Below are 22,809 nucleotides of genomic sequence, written 5' to 3'. Positions count from 1 at the left end.
AATGCACAACCATCAGGCTGATGCTAACTTCATGCGAGATCTCCAAGAGGCTGCCCCCGAAATGGTCGCGGCATTTTTCAACTTTGACAAAGCTGTATTCAACAAGGATGTCGGTAGCCTGAATTTAGCCACGCGGGAATTAATCGCTGTTGGCGTAGCAGTGACTACACAGTGTTCTTATTGCATTACCGACCATGCGAAGCGAGCCATCAGCGCGGGGGCGTCGAAGCAAGATGTAGCCGAGGCGATCATGGTAGCGACAGCGCTTCGAGCGGGTGGTGGGATTACCCATGGATGGCAAGCGATGAAAGCTGCCCATCAAAGTGATGAGTCACGACGCTAAAGCAGTATTCGTCTGGGTACGTTTCAAAAAAACGCTATCGGATCGAAGCTGCGCATCGCGGCAATCCGATCTTTGCACAGAAATAAAACGTGATGTGGACTTGCTTGGCGTGCCCGACCCTTCGAGTCTGGAAAAACATATGTGAGGCATTCAACCAGTCCATTAATGCAAGTTAGAGTTTACCAAAAGAGGTCACTCTCATCTAATCCCTTCACCCGAAAAGTAATGGGTGCCAAACACACGGTGGGCATGCATAAGTATAGCACGGGATGTCTCCCACCCGACTTTATCGCATTTTAGCAAACAATTTCGGTTGCTCCGGGTAAGAGTCGGCATGAATATTTTACCGTGAGCAGAATGAAGGCACACGAGCGGAAAAAATGTTGGGGTATGGAAAAAGACTTATCTCCTACCGATTTGAGAGAAACGAACGTCGGCAAGCGTCGACCTCAAAGCTCAGCTCTTCGATCAGCGACGAAAGTGCGGAACTGGACGCAAGGATATCACCACGGACAGCGGTAACAAGAAGATCCACACGACCAGAACAAGGTTCGTAAAGTTTGATAGTAAGGGTGCCATCTGCGCTCAATGTACAATCGCACGAAAGTGGTCGAAAAGCCGACTCAAGAGCCTTTCGCAACTGAAGCGCAGAAATTCCTGCTAGCATTTTTGACACCCGGAGACGCCCTATCAGAGGGTCTACTAAACTCAACCTATGAATAGATTGCTTTCAGTCACATTTAGAAGCAAACATGCTCACCGCCTCAACCGCATCGCTTGTTCCCGTTTGGATTTGGGATATAACCTCTCCCGCTTGATCAGCCAGCATCACACCGCGCTGTGCGCCGTCGCGCGTCTTTCCCATACTCGCAACCGCATCGCGCGTCTCTGTTAGGATTTTTCCAATCATTTCCGCAATTTCTGCTGTTGAGCGACTCGTTCGTCCCGCAAGCTGTCTAACCTCATCCGCTACTACCGCAAAACCTCGGCCTTGATCGCCCGCGCGTGCTGCCTCGATTGCAGCATTCAGCGCAAGTAAATTGGTCTGTTCAGCAATGCCACGAATAGTATTTACGATCGCCGTTATTTGCTCAGATCTGTCTCCTAACTGTCCAATTAATCGGGCAGAATCTCCAATGCTCTCCGCTATTGAGCGCATCTCTGTTGCTGTCTCATGAATCACTTGCGCACCTTGCTGGGCTACTCGTTCAGTTTCAGCTGAGATGTGATATGCACGTAATGCGCCTTGAGCATCTTTGTCAATTTTCTCAATACGAGTGGTGATGTCGCTTGCAAACTTTATGATTTTTATTAATTGCCCTCCATTATCGTAAACAGGATTATAACTTGCTTCTAACCATACCGTTTTTCCGTCCTTGCTTATTCTTTTGAACTGACCACTAAAAAATTCGCCTGCGTTCAGGCGTCGCCAAAAATCATTGTATCCTTGACTGCTTACCAACTCTGGCTCACAAAGCAAACTATGATGCTTTCCGTACAAAGCAGAGAACTGATAGCCCAGAACATCTAGAAAATTTTGATTCGCACATATTATATTTCCTAGCACATCGAATTCAATAATTGCCATTGCCCTATCGATAGCGTGCAGCTTTGCTCGCAACTCTGCATCCCGAGTGACTTTATCCGTTACATCAAAAGCAAACTTAATTATTTTTTCCACTTTACCAGATGCACTTATCAGTGGGCTATAGGTGGCTTCAAGCCATATCACCTCGCCGCCTTTTGCGATTCTCGGAAACGTTCCAGAAATAGATTCTCCTAATGATAGCTTTTGCCAAAAGGAAGAATACTCCGCACTTTGAGTAAAGCTTTCTGAACAAAAGTCTTTATGCGTTTTATTAAGAACTTCATTAACACTATACCCTAGCAATCGCGAAATATTATTATTTGCGCGCACCACCTTCTTAGCTAGGTTGAATTCGATGATAGCTGCTGATCGATCGAGTACCGCAAATAACTCGTTGAGCTCGCTGTTTTGAGCTTCCATATCGGCTAATTTTAATTTAAGGGCTTTGTTGAACATGGTCACACCTTGAAAGATCGTAGCGAGATGGGTGGTTAATTCCATGCAGGCTTAAAAAATTATTTGTTAGTCTCAAATGCGCTCTGCGGGTGCACATCACTACACCAAAGTGATAAAAACAGAATTGCTACCTTCAGTGCGCAGGTAGATTAATTATCTTGCCTCATGAATACCAGCAACGTGCCTAAATAAACATGCGCTTTTCTTTAACTCTGCGTTTTTTTTGGATTGTCAATAAAAACGCAATAATAGGTAGTTGAATGCTTGACGAAGCGACAGCTATAATCCTCACATCGCCCACAATCACGATCGAAACCATGGATATCTACGGGGCACAAAAACTACACTTTTATGACATAGATGAGGCGTCAGAGCACTTCAAAAGCTACGACAACTTCATGTCGATAGTTCCGTGCTCGAGCGGAATTCTAGATTACGAAAAAAGGTTTTGTGTATTGGGTACGTCATTCGTAAGCCTTTCTTATAGCCCGTCTGGATGGGGATATAGGACATCTAACGAGATGGACGGCTTCTTAATTACAATGCCACATTCCGGCTTTATGCAATGGCGAAACTATAACGGCACTCACAGGGCTGAACGAGGGGCCATTGTTGTAGCTGATCAGAGAGAAATATTTTTTGCAAATTATGCCGCAGACATAAGCTATACAACGATATATCTTTCCAATGCAGATATAGTTAAACAACTTACCTTAATTTTAGGCTACCCGCCTAGAACGCGCATATTTTTTGACAAGAAACTCTGCGAACGCTGGCAAATTAACTCCATTCAAAAGCTTGTGGAAACCATTATGGATTTTGCTGAGAGGTCGCCGATTTTTGTCAGAAAAGTAGCTGACAGTTTAAAAGAGAGTTTAATAGGCTTCTGTCTTTCGAACTTTCACCATAATTATACAATGAATATTCTCGCCCCCGAAAAGAGCATAACGCCTACCCCTCATTCAATCAACAGGGCCGCGGAATACATGGCATCCAGTGTAGATCCTCATTTAACCGTGTGCGAAGTCGCTGCCCATGCGGGCCTTAGCGTTCGCTCTCTACAAATGGGCTTTAGGCAGTTCAAGAACATGACCCCTATTGTTTTTTTGCGCGAGCAAAGGCTAGAAAAAGCAAGGTGTTTGCTCAGCATGGAAGAAAATACGCTCAAACCAAAAGAAATTGCTTACGCATGTGGCTTTACTAATTACCAGTCTTTCTGCAAATACTATAGCCTTAAATATTTCGTTCATCCTTCGTTCATAGGACGGCCCGTCTACAGCAAAGAATCGTGAAGCAAGATTGCTCCATAAGGAGTCAGCAAGTTGGGAACCATGTTGGTTACGGCTGGAGGATCAGCAAGCACAAGATGCTCGCCCCGGGGCTATACTGCGGCTGATAAAAGCGCGTGGCGCCCGGTAGGTCTTGCCAAAGTTTGACCAGTTATGACCCGCAAGCACTGCACTAATCAACGCTCAAGGTTGAGACCTAAAGAAAGAAGTCTCTCGATCTTTTTAGTAGCCTCGCGCATCAATAAGGTCAGCATAGGAAGGTCACGCTCACTTTTGCGATATTGAGGAATAGTGGCTGAAATCGACCCTCGAATTTTGCCATCGATAAAATATGGTACTGCCAAGCCGAAGGCTCCGAGCACTCGCTCCCCCTCACCAGTGGCCCAGCCTCTTTCATGAATAACCTTGAGCTCTTGCTTGAGAACTTCACGCGAAGTAATAGTTGCTTCAGTGATTTTTATTAGTTCAATCGAATCGGCTAAATCTTCTCCACAAAAAGCCAAAACCGCCTTACCAGCTGCACCGGCATAAAGTGGTACTTCCACATTTACCTGTAGCTTGTATTGAATCGGGCGCCATCCTTGAATTACATCAAGAAACTCAGCTTTCTTAGATGTGTCGTCGTAGGCGAGGAACGCGATTGTCTCACCAGTTTCTTGGACTAAATCTGACAAAATTGACCGAGTGAGATCCGCAAATGTGCGGAAGTCGCTGCCGATCCTAGAGGCCCATCGATATAGCTTTGAACCCGGGAACAAAGTGGAGTCAGATAATGTAACAATCCCCGCTTGAACTCCAGACTGTATCAGCCGTTTGGCAGTAACCTCATTGCACAAGAGTTGCTCAGGCAATCCCGCAGATTTTTTCAGACCGTCCGGAAAAGCGCATGCCAGTAGCAAGAGTCTTTCGAGACGAGTAACGGTGGACTTAGTCTCCTCAATCAATAAGCTAGGCGCTCGCTGAAGGCTGCCCAAAATTCGAGAATTTACAGTCGCATGTATTTCTTCAGCCACTCGTTGCACATCTGAATCAATATTCGAATTCTTTTTTGCCCCGGCGCTACCGACAGAATGGACGGAGATGGACACGACTAATCCATTCGCAAGACTCTTTGTAGCAATCGACAACGCGCTGGGAAATTCGGCCTCAGATAGCAATCCAAGGTGGTGACACGCACTATGGTCAGACTCTCGTGAATTGCTCAGCACATTTGAATCTGAAGAGTTGCTTTCGATAAATTCAGCAAACTGCCGACCGATATCTCCGAATGTAAGCGGAAATACAACACCCAATTCTGGCTTGAACGTAAGAGTAACTTTAGCCTCGCGGCATGCAGCTACGAAATAGCCGTTACTAGAGGGGCAGTAGATCGAGACGAGCGCAGTGCCTTGTGATGAATCTGCCAGCTCACTCAACAATCCTCCGCTCCGTCCAAGAAGCACACTTGAATCACTGAGCGTCTTGGTAAGGACGTCGATCCGAGGCCCTATGCCGTACTTACCAACTCCAAGCTCACTCGCAAGGCCCACTTCAACCAAGGAGACTAAAATCCGATTAACGGTACTCCGACTCTCCGAAAGCTCTGCCGCAAGCTCTCGAACCCCCCAAGGCTCTCCGCCCGTTCTCCTGACAAGTGCGTCCACTACATCTATCAGCCTGGTATGGCTCGATGCAGGGTGCGCCGGCGTAGATGAGGTAATAGAGCGTTTTGCTTGAGCCATCTTTAGAGAAATCGAGGTTTTGGAGCCCCATTCTGGGGGCAAAAGCTGCCCAACCGCAAATCGCACCTGCCTGTTGACAAGCGTGTCCCGCTTCTAGAATCTAGAAAAAACAAAAGCAGGACGTCGTCCCATTTTTTGAGGAGGCGAACGTCCGCCAACCCGAGGTGCCCATGAACAACAATAACGTAATGGCCGAGCCTATCGTTGAGACCGTTGAAGAGACGGAGCAGACGAGGAAAGCCAAGAAGGCCACGAGGGCCGCTGTATTTGGAACCTTTGTCGAGTATTACGACTTCAGCGTCTACGGGTATGTCGCTGCAACCCTCGCCATGGTTTTCTTTCCTTCAGATGATGCAACGACCGGCCTGCTGAACACTTTCCTCGTGTTCGGCTCTGCTTTCTTGGTGAGGCCGCTCGGCGCTATCGCCTTCGGCTGGCTCGGCGACAAGGTAGGCAGACGCTTCAGTCTTATCGCCAGCATCACCTTGATGGGGGCTGCGGCCACTTTAATTGGCCTGTTGCCCGGCTATGCGCAGATTGGTGTCTGGGCACCGAGTCTTCTGGTCGTGCTGCGCATGTTGCAGGGCTTCTCCGCTGGTGGCGAAATCGGTGGCGCTGCAAGCTACATCCGTGAGTGGGCTCCGCCCAAACGTCGCGCCTTGTACATTTCCTTCCTGCCCTCGATTGCTCAGTTCGGTAAAGGCCTGGCAGCTGCAATTGCAGGTCTGGCTGCGGCGACACTCACAGATCCGGAGATGCTTTCGTGGGGCTGGCGTATTCCGTTCCTGCTGGCTCTGCCGCTGGGAATCATCGGCCTTTACATGCGACTCAGCATTGAAGACAGCCCTGAGTTCGCGTCCAAGAAAAACGATGCTGAAGTCAAGAAAGGCCAGCCTTTCGCTGAGCTGATCCGCGACTTTCGCAAGCCACTAATCAAAGTGATCATGATCGCGATGGTTCAGAATATCGGTACCTACATCGGTACCGTATTCATCGCCGCCTACTTCAGCTCCATCCTGGGGTACTCGAAAGGTGAAGCATCCACCATCGTTCTAATTGCCGTGATTCTTGCCGCGTTCCTGATTCCTCTCGCCGGCCAACTCGGCTCTTATCGCGGCGGTAAGTCCATCCTGCGTTACTCCTACCTGGCCTACGCCGTAGTGTCGATACCGTCCTTCATGCTGATGCAACAAGGCTCGGTAAACCTGGCAATGGCAGGTCTCGCCCTCGGCATGATCCCGTACGCACTTTGCCAGGCGGGTACCTATTCGGTGATGCCGGAATTTTTCCCGATGCATATACGCCACACCGGCGTCGCATTTGGCCACAGCGTAGGCGCTGTCATTGGCGGGGGCTCGGGCCCGTTCCTAGCCACCTGGCTGATTGGCGCAACCGGTAATCAATCCACGCCCGCATTCATTTTGTGCGCTTCAGGTCTCTTGGGGCTGATCGTTATCTCGACCGTTCGTAAAAATGCACCGGCGGCGGGCGATGACGCCAACACCCATCAATTCTCCTAAGGTGATGATCATGCCTTTGATTTATGTGACAAGCCCGATCCATCCAGACGTACTGGAAGCCCTTTCACCTCTGGGTGAAGTTCGACTCGGCTACGGCCCGAATGCAGTTTCCTATGCCGACATCCAACAACAGGTAGATGCCGTATTTCTGCGCGGTGGCCACATCTCTGCGGAGATGATTGCCCACTCCCCGAAGCTTCGGATCGTCGCCCGGCACGGCGCGGGCTATGACAATGTCGACTACAAAGCAGCAGCTGAGCTGGGGGTCTGGGTCACCAACACGCCTGGCGCAAACAGAAGAAGTGTTGTGGAGCACGTATTTGCTCTGCTGCTGGGTATTAGTCGCAAGATTCAACTGGCCACAGATCAGACACGCGACAATATTTGGGCGGCAGATCGACTGTCCCTTACAGGTATCGAGCTCGAGGGTCGCACTTTGGGCTTGATTGGATTTGGCGACATTGGTCGACATGTTGCGCCTGTTGCTGAAGCTTTCGGAATGAAGGTTCTGGCGACTGACCCTGCTTATGATTCGAGCTTCGATAAACGCTTGGTCGATCTCGATACCTTGCTGGCTCAAGCAGACGTGGTGAGCCTCCACGTTCCACTGCAGGCAGGCACTGAGAACCTCATTAGCGGTGCCGAAATCGAGAAAATGAAAACCGGGGCCATCCTGGTTAACACCAGCCGTGGTGGAGTGATCGATGAAGCTGCGGTTGCTGATGCGCTTCGCAGCGGCAAGCTGGGTGGTGCAGGTGTCGACGTGCTGGCTGCAGAAAACATCGACATGATCACACCTTTCAGTTGCAACACATTCCCTGTTTCCGACTTACCTAACCTGCTTGTGACGCCCCATGTTGCCGGTCAAACCAATGAGTCGTTGCTGCGCGTTGGTATGAGCGCGGTAGAGGCGATCTCCGCAGTTTTGCGCGGCGAAGCCCCACTGCACCCAGTCAACAAACCTGCATCCAAGACGTTCAACTAATAGCGCTTTAAACGGATTCACGCCGAGGTCACCATGTTTATCAATGTATCTGATGAAAGCATCACCGTGAGCGAAGATTGGGAGCGCGCGTCCCTTAAACAAATTGAAGAGATATCGCATTACCCAGTCGCATTGATCGGCGATGTCTTGCAGCGCCTAGGAATGATGGCCTCCGCTATCCACCACGTGGCAGGTAAAGCTTCGTTCTACGGAACGGTGCTGCCTATCCTCACTTGGGAGGGTGACAACTTGGCCATCCACAGGGCATTGGATGATGCAAAGCCAGGTGATGTTCTCGTGATCAATGGCAATGGTGAAACCAACCGTGCTGTTTTTGGTGATTTGCTGGGTGAGGTCTGTCTAGCCCGCGAAGTCTCAGCTGTGGTCATCGACGGAGCAGTTCGAGATGTGGAGGAGCTGAGCGTCATGGGTCTGCCGACCTATGCGCGCGCTGTGAATCCAGCCGGCCCATCCAAGTACGGCCCTGGACAGGTCGGTGCGCCTGTCGCGTGCGGCAATGTGGTTTGCAACCCGGGCGACGCAATTTTGGGAGACAGAGACGGAATCGTCGTTATCAGTCGCCACTTGGTTCCATCGCTCGCCGAGAAGCTCAAAGCCCAGGACGGGATCGAGAACAGTTTTAGAGAGAAAGTCCGCGCGAGTATTCGCTGAGAATCGTAGACGACTGCAGAGGAGGTGTTATCAAGCCCCCTCTGAATAACACTAGACCATCCACACTGACCGTAACGAGTGTGTGCACTTTAAGACGGGTCAAAGTAGCCGCATGCCGGTTGGAGTTTTATCATGATCGCACGGTTGCTTCCGTCCAAAAATCAAAGCGTGAACTACGACGAATTTCTGCAGCAGCTTGCTAAATCGGGCTTCCGGGGAGAAATCGCTCACAGCTATGGCCAGCGGATGGTGCTTGCAACAGACAACTCGATTTATCAGCGTTTACCTCAAGCAGCTGTGTTCCCACTGGATGCTCAAGACGTTCAGATTCTTGCGACGCTGGCAGCTGATTCCGACCATAGAGCCGTCGTCCTGACACCACGAGGTGGCGGAACGGGAACCAATGGTCAGTCGTTGACCGATGGGATCGTCGTAGACCTGTCACGTCACATGAACAGCATTCTTGAAATCAATTTTGAAGAGCGTTGGGTTCGCGTTCAAAGTGGCGTGATGAAAGACCAGTTAAATGCTGCGCTGAAACCCTACGGCTGTTCTTCGCACCGGAATTGTCCACCTCCAACCGGGCAACGATTGGCGGCATGATCAACACCGACGCCAGCGGCCAGGGAAGTTGCACCTACGGCAAAACCCGTGATCACGTCTTGGAGCTTTATACGGTATTGCTTGGCGGTGAGTTGCTCCACAGCGCAGCGATGAGTGAAAGCGCCCTGAAGGAAGAAACTACGCGTCTGGATCGGATTGGTGAGGTTTACCGATGCGCGGTTGGCATTGCGGAAAATCAGGCTGATCTGATTGAGCGAACCTTTCCTAAACTGAACCGATGCCTCACCGGCTATGACTTGGCACACCTCCGCGAGCAGGGTGACCGCTTCAACCTCAACAGTGTGCTGTGCGGCTCCGAAGGATCGCTGGGTTTGATTGTTGAAGCCAAACTCAACGTCTTGCCGATCCCAAAGTATTCGATTCTGGTCAACGTGCGGTATGCCGGCTTCATGGACGCTCTGCGCGACGCAAAAGCGTTAATGCAGCTCAAGCCTTTATCGATTGAGACCGTGGACTCAAAAGTCCTGATGCTGGCGATGAAGGACATTGTCTGGCACGGCGTCGCTGAATACTTCCCGGAAGATCCAGGCACACCGACCTTGGGCATCAACCTCATTGAGTTCAGTGGCGACGACGAAGCCGCCGTCCAGCAGAGCGTTCATGACTTTGTTTTGCATCTGCAGCGCGATACCTCCGTAGTGCGCCTGGGTCATACGCTGGCCATTGGCGCCGATGCACTGAAGCGCGTCTACGCGATGCGCAAGCGGGCTGTTGGATTGCTGGGTAACGTCAAGGGTGAAGCCAGACCCCAGCCTTTTGTAGAAGACACTGCCGTCCCTCCTGAGAATCTCGCTCATTTCATCCAGGAGTTCCGGGCACTGCTGGACAGCTACAATCTGCAATACGGGATGTTTGGCCATGTCGACGCTGGCGTACTGCATGTGCGCCCGATTCTCGACATGAAAGACCCTGTTCAGGCAGGCCTGATCCGTCCCATTTCCGACGCCGTCGCAGCCTTAACTCAAAAACACGGCGGCTTGCTGTGGGGCGAGCACGGGAAGGGATTGCGATCCCAATACGTGCCCGACTACTTCGGCGAGCTTTATCCGGCCCTGCAGGAATTGAAAGCGGCGTTTGATCCTTGGAATCAACTCAACCCCGGTAAAATCGCAACGCCTAAAACGCTGTCAGATACCCGACTCACGCGGGTTGACGAGGTAACGTTGCGGGGTGAGCTCGACCGCACGATTGATGAGCGAGTTTGGCGAAGCTACGACACCGCACTTCATTGCAATGGGAACGGCGCGTGCTACAACTTCGACCCTGACGACGCCATGTGCCCCTCATGGAAAGGCACCCGTGACCGCGTTCACTCACCGAAGGGACGTGCCTCGCTGATTCGCGAATGGCTCAGACTTCAGGGCCAGCAAGGCGTTGATGTAGTGGCGGCGAGTGATCACGCTCGATCCACCAGCAATGTCACCAGCATCGCAAAACGAGCCGTGCATACGATTGGGCAAAGAATGGGGCAGCAAGACTTTTCCCACGAAGTCTACGAGGCGATGGCAGGCTGCCTGGCGTGTAAATCCTGCGCGGGGCAGTGCCCGGTCAAGGTCAACGTGCCCGAGTTCCGCTCCCGGTTTCTGGAGCTGTATCACAGCCGCTATCTGCGCCCGCTGAAGGACTACCTGATAGGGTCTCTCGAATATACGATTCCCTACATCGCACGCTCACCGCGTCTATACAACTTTGTCATGGGCGCCCGCCCCGTACGCTATGTGCTTGAGCATGTGGCCGGGATGGTCGATAGCCCATTGCTCAGCATCACTGACTTCGACGCTGCATGCCGCCGGTGGAATGTTCAGACTGCAACGCCTGAATTGCTGTCGACTTTGGGTAAACAGCAGCGTGATCGCAGCGTGATCATCGTCCAGGATGCTTTTACCCGATACTTCGAAACTCCCGTACTAGCCGACTGGATCGAACTGATCTCGAGGCTTGGCTATCAGGTTTACATCGCACCCTTTGCACCCAATGGTAAACCGCTTCAGGTACAAGGCTTCATCAAAGCTTTTGAAAAGGCCGCACGTTTCAACGGTGAAGCGCTGCACCAGCTTCAGGAGTACGAAATACCGCTGGTGGGCCTCGATCCCGCGATGACATTGGTGTATCGCCAGGAGTATGCGAAGACACTTGGCAGCCACCAGGCTCCTACCGTACTACTGCCGCAGGAGTGGCTGGCCAATACGCTTCCATAGTCGCAGATTGTAAAAAATGCCGATCCCTACCACTTTCTTCCCCACTGCACTGAAAAGACAAATGAGCCAAACAGCATCGGCCTTTGGCAACAAGTCTATGAGCGGATGGGGCTGGAAATGAGCGTTCAAGCCAGCGGATGCTGCGGCATGTCCGGCACATATGGGCATGAGACGAAGAACGCAGGCACTTCTATAGTGGTCTACAAGCAATCCTGGGCGCCTCTTGTTAAAAAATATAATACTTCTGGCCGATTACTCGCAGACGGATATTCATGTCGAAGCCAAGTGAAACGACAGGACGGAGTAACCGTTTTACATCCATTGCAAGCGCTGCTGGATCTTGTCAGGAGTGCGGCTGCATGAACGCCAAGAGCATTAAGCCTCGGCAGGAGATTTAGTCGACAGCTCGGCTTTTAGTCTCGCTGACGCCCGCCTTACGGCTTGGATTCACTTCGCGAAAAAAAGTACGTCGATATTCAGAAGGCGACGTGCTTAGGTGAACGCCAAATTGTTGTCTCAGCGATAAAGGCGTTCCGAACCCCGCCTCCCCGGCAACACATTCGATTGGCAGGTCAGTTGTTTCCAATAGTTCTTGAGCTCTAGCAACGCGTTGCGCATTTAGCCATTTCGAAACGGTACTCCCTGTCGCCTCTTTGAATCGCCGCGTAAATGTACGCCTGCTCATTTTCGCCATGTCTGCAAGGACATCCAGCGACAGATCGTTGGTCAGGTTTACTCGAGCCCATGCCATTACATCAGATAGATAAGTTTCGCTAGATAGCTGCGGTACAGGATGTTCAACATATTGCGCTTGCCCACCTTGCCTGTGTGGTGGAGTTACGAGCATTTTCGCGGTGCGGTTCGCAACATCAGCGCCAAGACGCTGGCGTACCAAGTGAAGGCAACAATCAATTGCCGCCACGGTACCCGCCGAGGTGATGATGTTACCGGCACTGACATATAGAACCTCGGGTCTAAAGCGCACTTCAGGGAACCGTCGCGCAAACTCTTCTCGGGCGGCCCAGTGGGTGGTTGCTTCCTTGCCATCAAGCAACCCAGCATCTCCAAGGACGAATGAGCCCAAACATAACCCGACTATCAGCTTGCCTCGGGAATTGGCGCGCTGGAGCGCCGTCACCAGTTGCGCGGATGCAGCTTCTAATTGATCGCCCCATGCGGGAACGACGATTACGTCAGATTCCTCCATCAGTTCCAATCCATGAGTGACAGCGAGGTCAATGCCTTGGTCGCTAGTCACCATTCCCGTGCTCTCTGCGAAATAACTCACTACGTACTGAGGCTCGCCAGGTGCGGATTGAGCAGTCCCCAGCACCATTCCAGGAACGGAAAGATGAAACAGACTGACGCCTTCAAAAGCCAGAACGGCAACGCGTATGGATTGCATAAAATATGCCTCAGGTTGATCGCCTAAATAAGCGCGCATTCGAGCAGCAAGGGCTTCATTCGCCGTATCTCACATCTACGATGATCGGCTGGCCCAATTATATCGAAATATGTCATTCAGGCCACTGTTGTGGTGCTACGCAGTCGGCAAGAATGAATCTCTCGATGCATTAATAGGATCAATCCAATGACTTTAAGAAAACTTCCTCTTGTCCTCAGCCTCGCTTGCGCTACCGCCAGCACATGGGCGTTTGCCAATACTGATGTCTCGTCAGCACCAATCACCGCCCACAAAGTGGACTTGCAGCAAATTCGTAACGCAACGGTCAAAATCACTTATGGGGACAACACGTTTTTAGTCGATCCGATGCTTGCAAAAAAAGGAGCCTACCCAGGATTTGAAAATACCTACCGTAGCAATCTCCGTAATCCAATGGTCGATCTCACCGAATCGCCAGCCGAAGTTATCGCTGGTGTAGATGCGGTCATCCTCACCCATACCCATCTAGATCATTGGGATGAAGCTGCGCAGAAAGCGCTGCCTAAAGACATCCCGCTGTTCACGCAACACGAAGACGATGCCAAGCTGGTTCGTTCCCAAGGCTTCACAAATGTGAAGGTACTGAAGGATGAAATTGAATTCGGTGGAGTGAAACTCACCAAGGCAGGCGGACAGCACGGTACAGACGAAATGTATGCTGTGCCCCCACTCGCAAAGCTTTTGGGTGAGGCCATGGGCGTTGTTTTTCAAGCCCCTGGCTACAAGACCGTCTACCTTGCCGGTGACACCATTTGGCGTAAGGAGGTTGATCAGACCATTCAGAAATACCATCCAGAAGTCATCGTGCTCAATACAGGTAAAGCAAAGGTGAATGGATTCGATAGTGCGATCATCATGGGTGAAGACGACGTCCTGCATGCGTCCCAGGCGGCGGCAACGGCGAAGATAGTCGCCGTGCATATGAATGCAATCAACCATACCTCGCTGACACGTGAAGCACTACGAACCTACGTCAAGGAGCAAGGAATCGAAAATCGCGTAGATATTCCAGAGGACGGCGCTTCACTGGAATTTTGACTTAAACCTTCTTGGGTCGGGATTAAAGCTCTTTAAGCGCGATCCCAGCTCAATATTCAAATCATTGGATAATCGACGGGAGACCCTCATGAAACGAGGCCTTGTAGTAGTTGACCTACAAAACGAATATCTACCAACCGGAAAGTTGCCTTTAACCGGCATCGACGCAGCTGTAGAGAATGCTATCCGGGTCATCAGCCACGCGCGCGATACGGGTGTTCCTGTTTTTCACATTCGGCATGAGTCCGCTGAAGATGCTCCGATCTTCGCAAAGGGATCGACTGGTGCGGAAACTCAACCAAACGTAGTTCCGCAAGGTAATGAACCCGTAATCGTAAAAAAACATATCAACGCATTCAGGGAAACGAATCTGAAGCAGCAATTAGAAGCCGCTGATGTCAATGAAATCGTTGTCATAGGTGCAATGAGCCACATGTGCATTGACGCCGTGGTACGTGCAGCAGCGGACATGGGTTATCCGGTGACTGTGTTGCATGATGCGTGCGCCACATTGGATCTCACCTTTCGTGGTGTTTCCGTACCTGCCACTCAGGCGCATGCGGCAATAATGGCCGCATTCGAGTTCGGCTACGCCACTGTTCAGTCTGTGGACGAGTATCTATCGGCCTGACTAAGCGACTGTAAGTCTTGGGCCCCTAGGGCCCCTTGTCGTTTCCATACAGTATTGCGTGAAAGTAAACGAATCCTCTCCCTATCGGTTTTGGAATGGGCCCAGACGCGTATGGAGCAAGCAACGAGTTCTAACACTGCGCAGCGCTCACCCCCCTATCTAATGGCATTCAAAGTCATTTCCGATTTACCGTCGTGCAGGTCTGACGCAATGAAAGTAACTAGAAAAAAAATAGAAGACCGTGTAAGTCATCCTCGCTTGGTGATTCAAGTGATATTGTGCTTAGTGGCATTCGCGGCAAACTCAGTATTCTAGCAGACAAGCGTTGATGGAGGGGCAGATTGACCCTGAGTCATTTACGATGATTCGATTGCTCAGCGGTGGGCTTTTTTTGCTGATGTTAACCAAGATTCGCAATTCCAGATTAACTGTCGGTGGCAGTTGGAAGGGAGGCCTTTCCCTTTTCGTATATGCCTATCTCTTCTCAATCGCTTACGTTCAGCTAGGTGCAGGCATGGGCGCTCTGATTTTGTTCGGTGCAGTGCAGGTAACAATGTTTATTTTCTCGTGGGTTCAAGGAGAACGCTTTCATAAGAGGGTGGTGATCGGCATGCTGATTGCTTCTTCCGGCTTGTTCATGTTGTTGCTACCTGGCACCAGCTCCCCTCCTTGGGATGGTGCGCTGCAAATGACAATTTCCGGTGTGGCATGGGGTGCCTATTCGCTGCTTGGAAAGGGCGCTGCGAATCCACTTGCCCAGACCACCGGCAACTTTGTGAGGTGTCTTCCATTCATGCTCATACTTGGTACAGCCATGTTGTACGGAAACGCTCTTCAGATCAGCGCTCCTGGAGTGATGTATGCGCTTGCTTCAGGTGTCTTGGCATCAGGCTGTGGTTATGCGCTCTGGTACAGCACAATCAAGCACATTAGCTCTCAACGGGCCGCCACTCTCCAGCTAAGCGTTCCGATAATCGCTTCGCTTGGAGGTATACTGGTTTTGAATGAGCCTATATCGCTGCACCTATTGTTGATCTCAGGCATCGTACTGGGGGGTGTCGCGATGGCGTTACTGCCAAAACGTGAGCGCAGCGAAGCTGGTCAAAAGCAATGAGAACCGATTCTCAACTCACTTTGATGCCTTACACACTCCAAGCCCACCAGGGTAGTTCGCGATCGCCCATATTATCCCAACAAATGACGCGAGTAACTTGAGATATCTCAGACTTTCTTTACTTACTCAATCGCCTCGTAAGGGAGTCCCACGTAGTTTTCTGCGATAGTCCGACGCCCCGCTTCAGAGCGCACAAAATAGTCGAGCTCGGCCTGCTTAACTCGCTGCCCAAAATCATCATTACCTGGGAAGCGATGCAGTATTGAAGTCATCCACCATGAGAAACGCACAGCCTTCCAGATTCGACGCAAACAAACTTCAGAATAGCGTTCGAGAAGATCTGTACGGCCTTCTTGATAAACCTTCACAAGAATGCGGCTGAGTGTGCTCACATCGCTGGCCGCAAGGTTAAGGCCTTTTGCACCGGTTGGAGGCACAATATGCGCCGCATCACCCAGCAGAAAAAGGGCTCCGTACTGCATAGGCTCAACGACAAAACTGCGAAGTGGAGCGAAACTCTTTTCAATGGACGGGCCAGTTATGAGCCTGTCAGCGGTTTCTGCAGGGAGCCGTTTTTTCAACTCCTGCCAGAAACGATCGTCAGACCAAGCTTCGACTTTTTCATCGCTAGGTACCTGAATGTAATAGCGGGTGCGCGTAGGTGACCGCATACTGCATAAAGCGAAACCGCGTTCATGGCTGGCATAGATGAGTTCAGCACTCACGGGAGGTGTATCCGCTAACACCCCTAACCAGCCGAATGGATAGACACGCTCAAACTCCTTAATAACCCCATCCGGGATAGTCTTTCGCGACACACCATGGAATCCATCGCAGCCTGCGATGTAGTCACAGTCCAAGCGAACAGTCGATCCATCATGATCGAAGGTGATGTAAGGCGCCGTGGATTTTATATCTTTCGGCTGTACGTTCGTGGCGTTGTAGTAAGTAATGCCCGCGCTGGAGCTTCTAGCCTCCATTAGATCCCTAGTAACTTCGGTCTGACCGTAAACCATTACAGTTTTACCATTGGTCAAACCTTTAAGGTCTATATGCTCACTACGCCCATCGAACGCTAATTCAAATCCGTCATGAACGAGACCTTCGCGATCCATTCGTTCGGCAACACCCGCTTGTCGCAGCAAATCGACAGTCCCTTGCTCAAGCACGCCCGCACGGATACGCCCCAGGACATAGTCAGGATTCTGCCGTTCGATAATGACATTATCAATGCCAGCCTTTAGGAGCAGTTGACCAAGCAAGAGACCAGAAGGGCCAGCACCGATAATTGCAACTTTTGTTCTCATTTTTTTGTCCTAAGCGGGTGAATGCCACCATGGCGATTCTTCTTATTTCAGTTCTGTAGAATGCTTTATGCCGAACTCACACAAAGTAACTCATCAAGCTAGACGCGTTTGAACGAGACAATCTAGAAGGAAGTTCCTACGATGAGCTGTAAGTAAGTATTAGTATTTGCACTACCTAACTGCGAACCTCCCTGGCTCGCAGCTTTATCTGGCTTATACAACCCCAATACAGGACTGATGAAGACATGATCCGAAACCGCCACCTCAGCATATATATCGAATTCTCTTCCACCGAGGTTAGCTAGGCTGCGATCAATTGGATCAAAGTCGAAGTAAAGCGCACCTATTGTGAGATTTTCGCGCGGAGTGACCTTCAATCCGACGTGGTGAACACGGGTATTACTATTGAAAGGGCCTGCATAATTAGATGCCACTTCGCCCTGAAACCAAGTGCCATATCCTCGACTATTGCCATAAAACAGCGGGTCAAAAGATTCAGAAAAGCGACTATAACGATATGTGGCTTTGGGCGACCATGGAACAGATGCAAAAGTCCAACTGCCCTCCATATACCAAGCATTTTCTCGACCACTCTCTCTGTCTTGGGTCGCGTACTCGACAGCTAGATTCAAATTCTCGATCCCTAAAGAACCTGCTCCTCGTAGGCTAACGGTTTGCATACCATCACGCTCTGATTGGAATGGAGTAGCAAAACGTTCATTTACATCCAGGCCTTTAATATATGTGAGGCCTAAAGCCCCCTCATCGGCCACATTCTCTAAAGTAGCGACAGCTAACTTTGTTTCGGCTTGAGCTCGATTATCTGAGCCCAGCCACATCAGGTCACCCCTCCACCCTTTTTCTCCACCAATACGGAGCACAGCAGTTCCATCAAATGCTTTGCGAGGGGCTAAATAATAAGCGCCGCCCCGATCAAAGTTATTACCAAGATCGACATCACCTAGACTAAGCGCATCACCTTTAATTAAAAAACCATTCCCAACGATTACCTCTTGGCGACCGGCTGAAATTTCAATACCGTTTTCGCCAAGACTAGAAAAAGGCTTCCAGAACGCCAGCCAAGATAGGCATCTTCAACTGCAGTCCGCCGCTCGGAGCCTTTTGTAAAGCCCGCTGCATCGCCGTCACCCCACGTCCCTGAACTCAGGAGGCTAAAGGCACCGTACAGACTTGATTGATTTTGAAATTTGCTGTTTCCATTCAGCCCATATTTGATGAAACCCTCTCGCCAGTTTGAAGAACCTGAATCTTTCGTACCAGTTGTGGCGTAATTTTCGTCACTGTGCATCAAGGCAAATACTGCGTCGACCTTTGCGTTAAGTATCCGGCCATCCTGATTGTAGAGTTCGTAAGCACGGGATTCTATCGGAAACGTCAATACAACCACGGCGAAAGCTATCGACGTATATCCAAATTTTTTAGCTTCATATTTAGTCGACATAATGAATCCTTGATCTTATATTTATTATCGGAATTTACGAAAAGTCGATACAAAAACACTTGCCAACCATATTTCCAAAACGCGTCTCTACACTAGGTAGCGCATAGCAATACCAGAACCAATCGGCCACAAACTAACCTTCAGGTAGGGTGATTTTTTGCACACGAGATATTTTTGGCAATGGCATTTTGCTGATCGAATGATCGCGACTTACGATCAAGGGGCACCAACATAAGAAAAGTATCCGTCGCCCGCGTGCATCCGCCCATGAATAAGTCCGTCCGGAAAGCGTTGGTTCAATCACCGGCTATGATCGAACGATCAGCGTTTGAGGATTGCCAGGCTGAACCGCTGGGAGAAAAATCGAGTTACCAATAACAATTCAAATCCCGTCTTGCTGTAAGGGGAGGCCAGTATGCAAATTGAGCCGACACAACAAGGGCTTAAGCCCAAATCCTTAGGTGTCTCCGACATCGTCTTTTTTGTAATCGCAGCTGCAGCGCCGCTCGGCGCTACGCTCGGCGCAGGCCCGGTGGTTTTCGCTATGGGAGGTGCGGGAGCACCAGGCATCTATCTAATCGCCTCGCTTGTGCTGCTGCTTTTCGCTATTGGCTTTGCAGCGATGAGTCGTCACGTGATCAGCGCTGGTGGCTTCGCTGAGCTAGTGACCCACGGATTAGGACGAGCAGCCGGCAATGCAGCTGGCGGAATTGCGCTGCTTGCGTATATCGCTATGTTGACGGGAATTTACGGTCAGTTTGCCGCATTCGGAGCAGACTTGGCTCTTTCGATGGCAGGATGGCATGTGGACTGGCGCGTCATTGCCCTCCTCATCATCGGGTTGGTAGGAATTTTCGGCTATATGGACGTTAAGGTATCAGCCAAGGTGCTAGGCGTGCTGATGATCTTCGAGATCCTAATCCTTCTAATCTTTGACATTGCGGTCTTCGCGCAAACGGATGCTAATAATTTCTCTTGGAATGGCTTCATGCCTTCTCAGATATTCACTCCTGGTCTTGGGGTGGCACTGATGTTCGCGTTTTGCTGTTTTGTAGGGTTTGAGTCTACAACCATTTATGGGGAAGAAGCTAAGAACCCAAGTCGCACCGTTCCCCTGGCTACATATGTCGCCATCGCAATCATCGGTATTTTTTACACGCTTACGACGTGGTGCCTCGGCCTGGCTTATGCGAATAGCGATGTTCAGAGTGTCGCCGGCGCTGACATGATCAACTTCGTGTTCAATGCCAACACGAAGTATGTTGGCGCGCTTTCCACAGAAATAATGAAAGTCTTAGTAGTCACAAGTGTATTCGCGGTTTTACTCTCTTTCCACAATGCCCTAAGTCGTTATCTTTTCGCACTGGCTCGCAGCAGCTTCCTACCTCGAAAGCTCAGCCAAGTTCATCCGAAACACGCTAGCCCACATGTTGCAAGCGTTGCGCTCTCGATCACGACCGTCATCGCGGTCGGAGTCTTCATGCTCACCAATGCCGACCCAATACAGCATCTCTATCTGTGGATGGTTGGGCTTGGCACTCTAGCAGTCCTAGCCCTACAGACCTTGGGTGCTGCAGCTGTCGTTGGATTCACTTTCAAGACTAATAAGTGCAGCAAATGGCAGGGCGTAATCGCTCCAACTCTGGGCGGATGTGGACTGGCAACTGCCGTCGTTCTTGCGGTAGCGAATTTCGACGAACTGACTGGTGCCAAGGAAGGGATCGCAACGCTTCTTCCCTGGTTGGTTGTAATAGCAGCTTTACTTGGGGTCATTAATGGATTCCGAGCCAAACGGGATTTCCCTGTGACACCGGCGATTTCCTGAAGCGACTACCTGCCCACTAGCAACATTGAAATTATAGACGGGTGGTGCTCAATTGTGGTGCCGCCCCGGTATGGCAAGCGACCTAGAATCCAAAGGTACGGTCGTCATAAATTCGGAGAGTAATGTGAACAATAATCATCCTTACAGCGACCTAAACCTACAGCTCATCGGCGGAATTTGGCGCGAAGGTCGGACAGGGCGTTCTATGACTGTCAGCGACCCCTTCACCCAGCAAACGCTGCTTGAAATTGCGTTGGCTAATAAGGACGACTTGAATGAAGCTTACGCTAAAGCGAAAGCGGCACAGCCCGGTTGGGCAGCAATGGGGCCATCTACAAGAGCGAAAGTGCTCCTAAGAGCTGCTCAGATTTTCGATGATCGCCATGATGAGTTAGTTGAATGGATCATTTCTGAGTCAGGGAGTACGCGGATTAAAGCGGAGATCGAATGGGCATCAGCTAAAGCTATCACTCTGGAGGCAGCTTCATTCCCAAGTCGAGTTCATGGCCGAATCGTGGAATCTGATGTACCTGATAAAGAAAACCGCGTTTATCGACGCCCTCTCGGCGTTGTCGGGGTGATCAGCCCTTGGAACTTCCCATTCCATCTTACCCAGCGGTCTCTGGCACCGGCGTTGGCTCTCGGCAACGCCGTAGTTGTAAAACCTGCCAGCGACACTCCGGTCACCGGAGGCCTACTGCTTGCGCGCATCTTCGAAGAAGCAGGACTGCCAGAAGGAGTTCTCAGCGTGGTAGTGGGTGCTGGCTCTGAGATTGGTGACGACTTCGTTCTCCATCCTGCTCCAAGCTTTATCTCCTTCACAGGTTCAACCCCTATTGGCCAAAACATCGCCCGCCAAGCTGGTAGCGGCGAATATTTGAAACATGTGGCGTTGGAATTAGGCGGTAACAACCCTTTTGTGGTGCTAGCTGATGCGGATCTCAAGCAAGCAGTTCACGCAGCTGTTGTAGGCAAATTTCTGCACCAAGGCCAAATTTGTATGGCTATCAATAGAATCATTGTGGAGGAGCCGATTTACGACTCGTTTGTTTCGTTGTTCATTCAGCGCGTTAGTAACTTAGTCATCGGTGATCCTAAGAACCCAGCAACCTCCGTTGGGCCTGTAATCAATCGCAAACAGTTTGCTGGCTTAGTCGATAAGGTCGAACAGGCCAAAGCGGATGGCGCGACATTGGCTTATGCTGGAGAATCTGCAGGACTCGTATTCGCACCTCACGTTTTCACTGAAGTGACATCCGACATGGAATTGGCTTACGAAGAAATTTTCGGGCCTATCGCTGGGATAATGCGTGCGCGTGATGCCGATCACGCACTGGAGCTGGCTAACGCTACCCGTTTTGGACTATCCGCTGCAGTTTTTTCGGGTGACATCGAGCGCGGGGTACAATTTGCTCGACGCATTCACTCTGGTATGGCCCATGTGAACGACATGCCGGTTGCAGATGCACCTAACGTCCCGTTTGGTGGTGAGAAGAACTCAGGCCTGGGCAGATTCAATGGTGACTGGGCAATTGACGAGTTCACAACTACTCAATGGGTGTCTGTTCAGCGGCAACCCCGTCACTATCCCTTCTGAGTCCCCCCCAGTTTAAGAACTGACTGGAGGGGTATTTGCATACATTCCTGGGGCTCGCAAGCGATTAAGCCACTTCGCTGCGACGAGCCTCAGGAATGCAAGAAAGAGAGCTTTCCAGAGTCTCTGCCACACAGCGTCGAAGCGATCTAACTAATGGCGATCTATTACCAGCAAGAGTTGCCAAAGCCAATGAGCTACGTGGAGCGTCAGCTAGAGGTACGTAGCGCACACCTGGGTGGCTGAATAAGCGAGTGGCTGTCAGTGGGAACGTGTCAAACGCGCCACCATAGGCAACAGCAGCCAAGCTCTCAGGAATCGACTGGACATAAGCTCCTATCCGGCACGCCTCATGCCGCTCCGATCCCAAACTCCAATAATCAGCCCACTCTATAGGAGCCCCCTCACCCGCTACCGCAAATGGTTGCTCGATCAAGTCTGAAATAGAGAGGATCGAGGCATGCGCCATTTCATGGTTGGCCGGTACGGCAGCGACTCGTGGCTCATCAAACATCACATCAAGCTCAAGACGCGGATCGCAAATCGGTAATCTAACGAGCGCAGCATCTACCTTGCCAGAAATGAGCGCTTGCACCTGATTTGTCATGGACAGCTCAGTAAACACCAACCGAATACCGGGATTGCTCTGTTGAAAGAGCGTGAAAATCAGGTGGGTAAGCTCACCCGCAGCATCACCAAAAAAACCTAACTTCAGAACACCACGACTATTTTCAGCCAGTGCTCGGCATTCTAGGATCGTATTGTTCATGCTCCCTAAGAGCGTGCGAGCCTGATCTATGAATGTCTGACCTGCCTGAGTCAGGGAAACCCGATGACTGGTACGTTCAAATAATCGGAATCCCAGCTCACTCTCAAGCTTAGCAATTTGAGCACTCAAGCCCGATTGGGCAATGTTCTCGATCTCGGCTGCTTTACCAAAATGGAGGGTCTCAGCAAGCCTGGCTGCTAAGAGAAGCTGTCTTGTGTCCATTGCGGGG

15 protein-coding genes and 4 pseudogenes are annotated in these 22,809 nt (G+C 50.8%); 11 read left to right on the top strand and 8 right to left on the bottom strand.

From position 1 onward, the window contains the following. Position 1 precedes the first annotated feature (1 nt). Complete coding sequence (locus tag AB4O12_RS04385; RefSeq protein WP_150792768.1) at positions 2-343, top strand: carboxymuconolactone decarboxylase family protein; 342 nt, start codon at positions 2-4, stop codon at positions 341-343. Between the two features lie 409 nt (positions 344-752). Here AB4O12_RS04385 and AB4O12_RS04380 read toward each other — a convergent pair whose 3' ends face one another. After that, the gene (locus tag AB4O12_RS04380) at positions 753-1,010 is read right to left on the bottom strand and encodes a DUF1652 domain-containing protein (protein WP_460060464.1); all 258 of its coding nucleotides are present in this window, start codon (positions 1,008-1,010) and stop codon (positions 753-755) included. Between the two features lie 63 nt (positions 1,011-1,073). Continuing rightward, entirely contained in the window at positions 1,074-2,387 is a 1,314-nt protein-coding gene (locus AB4O12_RS04375; RefSeq protein WP_460060463.1) for a methyl-accepting chemotaxis protein, read from the bottom strand. Positions 2,388-2,908: 521 nt separating this feature from the next. Here AB4O12_RS04375 and AB4O12_RS04370 point away from each other — a divergent pair. After that, positions 2,909-3,679, top strand: a complete 771-nt coding sequence (locus tag AB4O12_RS04370; RefSeq protein WP_460060462.1) for a helix-turn-helix domain-containing protein — start codon at positions 2,909-2,911, stop codon at positions 3,677-3,679. A gap of 173 nt (positions 3,680-3,852) precedes the next feature. On the opposite strand, the gene AB4O12_RS04365 is transcribed toward AB4O12_RS04370, so the two are convergent. Beyond that, on the bottom strand, positions 3,853-5,091 hold the full coding sequence (locus AB4O12_RS04365; protein WP_460062381.1) for an IclR family transcriptional regulator: 1,239 nt from the start codon (positions 5,089-5,091) through the stop codon (positions 3,853-3,855). A gap of 159 nt (positions 5,092-5,250) precedes the next feature. After that, positions 5,251-5,397 (bottom strand): annotated as a pseudogene (locus AB4O12_RS04360) (hypothetical protein); the annotation flags it as partial. A gap of 170 nt (positions 5,398-5,567) precedes the next feature. Here AB4O12_RS04360 and AB4O12_RS04355 point away from each other — a divergent pair. From AB4O12_RS04355 to ydiJ, 4 genes and pseudogenes are all read left to right on the top strand, one after another. Next, positions 5,568-6,917, top strand: coding sequence for an MFS transporter (locus AB4O12_RS04355; protein WP_460060460.1), 1,350 nt, complete (start codon positions 5,568-5,570; stop codon positions 6,915-6,917). Between the two features lie 10 nt (positions 6,918-6,927). Then, entirely contained in the window at positions 6,928-7,902 is a 975-nt protein-coding gene (locus AB4O12_RS04350) for a hydroxyacid dehydrogenase (protein WP_460060459.1), read from the top strand. 33 nt (positions 7,903-7,935) lie between these two features. Then, positions 7,936-8,574: an RraA family protein gene (locus tag AB4O12_RS04345; RefSeq protein WP_460060457.1), complete on the top strand. Its 639-nt coding sequence runs from the start codon at positions 7,936-7,938 to the stop codon at positions 8,572-8,574. Between the two features lie 132 nt (positions 8,575-8,706). After that, positions 8,707-11,759 (top strand): annotated as a pseudogene (ydiJ, locus tag AB4O12_RS04340) (D-2-hydroxyglutarate dehydrogenase YdiJ). Positions 11,760-11,790: 31 nt separating this feature from the next. On the opposite strand, the gene AB4O12_RS04335 reads toward ydiJ, so the two are convergent. Continuing rightward, on the bottom strand, positions 11,791-12,801 hold the full coding sequence (locus AB4O12_RS04335; RefSeq protein WP_460060456.1) for a GlxA family transcriptional regulator: 1,011 nt from the start codon (positions 12,799-12,801) through the stop codon (positions 11,791-11,793). Positions 12,802-12,987: 186 nt separating this feature from the next. Between AB4O12_RS04335 and AB4O12_RS04330 the strand changes: the two genes are divergently transcribed. From AB4O12_RS04330 to AB4O12_RS04320, 3 genes and pseudogenes are all read left to right on the top strand, one after another. After that, on the top strand, positions 12,988-13,878 hold the full coding sequence (locus AB4O12_RS04330; RefSeq protein ID WP_460060454.1) for an MBL fold metallo-hydrolase: 891 nt from the start codon (positions 12,988-12,990) through the stop codon (positions 13,876-13,878). A gap of 88 nt (positions 13,879-13,966) precedes the next feature. Further along, positions 13,967-14,509 (top strand): cysteine hydrolase family protein, encoded by a 543-nt coding sequence (locus tag AB4O12_RS04325; protein WP_460060453.1) that lies wholly within the window; start codon positions 13,967-13,969, stop codon positions 14,507-14,509. A 270-nt stretch (positions 14,510-14,779) separates the two neighbouring features. Next, positions 14,780-15,623: pseudogene (locus tag AB4O12_RS04320) on the top strand (DMT family transporter). A 122-nt stretch (positions 15,624-15,745) separates the two neighbouring features. On the opposite strand, the gene pobA reads toward AB4O12_RS04320, so the two are convergent. Together pobA and AB4O12_RS04310 are read right to left on the bottom strand one after the other, a co-directional pair. Continuing rightward, on the bottom strand, positions 15,746-16,930 hold the full coding sequence (pobA, locus tag AB4O12_RS04315; protein ID WP_460060452.1) for a 4-hydroxybenzoate 3-monooxygenase: 1,185 nt from the start codon (positions 16,928-16,930) through the stop codon (positions 15,746-15,748). A 122-nt stretch (positions 16,931-17,052) separates the two neighbouring features. Then, positions 17,053-18,392: pseudogene (locus tag AB4O12_RS04310) on the bottom strand (alginate export family protein). Positions 18,393-18,807: 415 nt separating this feature from the next. Between AB4O12_RS04310 and AB4O12_RS04305 the strand changes: the two are divergent. After that, positions 18,808-20,217, top strand: coding sequence for an APC family permease (locus AB4O12_RS04305; RefSeq protein WP_460060451.1), 1,410 nt, complete (start codon positions 18,808-18,810; stop codon positions 20,215-20,217). Positions 20,218-20,341: 124 nt separating this feature from the next. Next, on the top strand, positions 20,342-21,814 hold the full coding sequence (locus AB4O12_RS04300; RefSeq protein ID WP_460060450.1) for an aldehyde dehydrogenase family protein: 1,473 nt from the start codon (positions 20,342-20,344) through the stop codon (positions 21,812-21,814). A gap of 64 nt (positions 21,815-21,878) precedes the next feature. Here AB4O12_RS04300 and AB4O12_RS04295 read toward each other — a convergent pair whose 3' ends face one another. Further along, positions 21,879-22,802: a LysR family transcriptional regulator gene (locus AB4O12_RS04295; RefSeq protein ID WP_460060448.1), complete on the bottom strand. Its 924-nt coding sequence runs from the start codon at positions 22,800-22,802 to the stop codon at positions 21,879-21,881. Positions 22,803-22,809 lie beyond the last annotated feature (7 nt).

The sequence above is a fragment of the Pseudomonas sp. S2_A05 genome (assembly GCF_054668485.1).
The sequence above is the reverse complement of the archived record's forward strand: the minus strand, read 5'-3'. Positions and strand labels throughout refer to the sequence as shown.

Coding starts and splice junctions, on each gene's coding strand:
- AB4O12_RS04385 (WP_150792768.1), top strand. CDS start 2: ATGCACAACCATCAGGCTGATGCTAACTTCATGCGAGATCTCCAAGAG.
- AB4O12_RS04380 (WP_460060464.1), bottom strand. CDS start 1,010: ATGCTAGCAGGAATTTCTGCGCTTCAGTTGCGAAAGGCTCTTGAGTCG.
- AB4O12_RS04375 (WP_460060463.1), bottom strand. CDS start 2,387: ATGTTCAACAAAGCCCTTAAATTAAAATTAGCCGATATGGAAGCTCAA.
- AB4O12_RS04370 (WP_460060462.1), top strand. CDS start 2,909: ATGGACGGCTTCTTAATTACAATGCCACATTCCGGCTTTATGCAATGG.
- AB4O12_RS04355 (WP_460060460.1), top strand. CDS start 5,568: ATGAACAACAATAACGTAATGGCCGAGCCTATCGTTGAGACCGTTGAA.
- AB4O12_RS04350 (WP_460060459.1), top strand. CDS start 6,928: ATGCCTTTGATTTATGTGACAAGCCCGATCCATCCAGACGTACTGGAA.
- AB4O12_RS04345 (WP_460060457.1), top strand. CDS start 7,936: ATGTTTATCAATGTATCTGATGAAAGCATCACCGTGAGCGAAGATTGG.
- AB4O12_RS04335 (WP_460060456.1), bottom strand. CDS start 12,801: ATGCAATCCATACGCGTTGCCGTTCTGGCTTTTGAAGGCGTCAGTCTG.
- AB4O12_RS04330 (WP_460060454.1), top strand. CDS start 12,988: ATGACTTTAAGAAAACTTCCTCTTGTCCTCAGCCTCGCTTGCGCTACC.
- AB4O12_RS04325 (WP_460060453.1), top strand. CDS start 13,967: ATGAAACGAGGCCTTGTAGTAGTTGACCTACAAAACGAATATCTACCA.
- pobA (WP_460060452.1), bottom strand. CDS start 16,930: ATGAGAACAAAAGTTGCAATTATCGGTGCTGGCCCTTCTGGTCTCTTG.
- AB4O12_RS04305 (WP_460060451.1), top strand. CDS start 18,808: ATGCAAATTGAGCCGACACAACAAGGGCTTAAGCCCAAATCCTTAGGT.
- AB4O12_RS04295 (WP_460060448.1), bottom strand. CDS start 22,802: ATGGACACAAGACAGCTTCTCTTAGCAGCCAGGCTTGCTGAGACCCTC.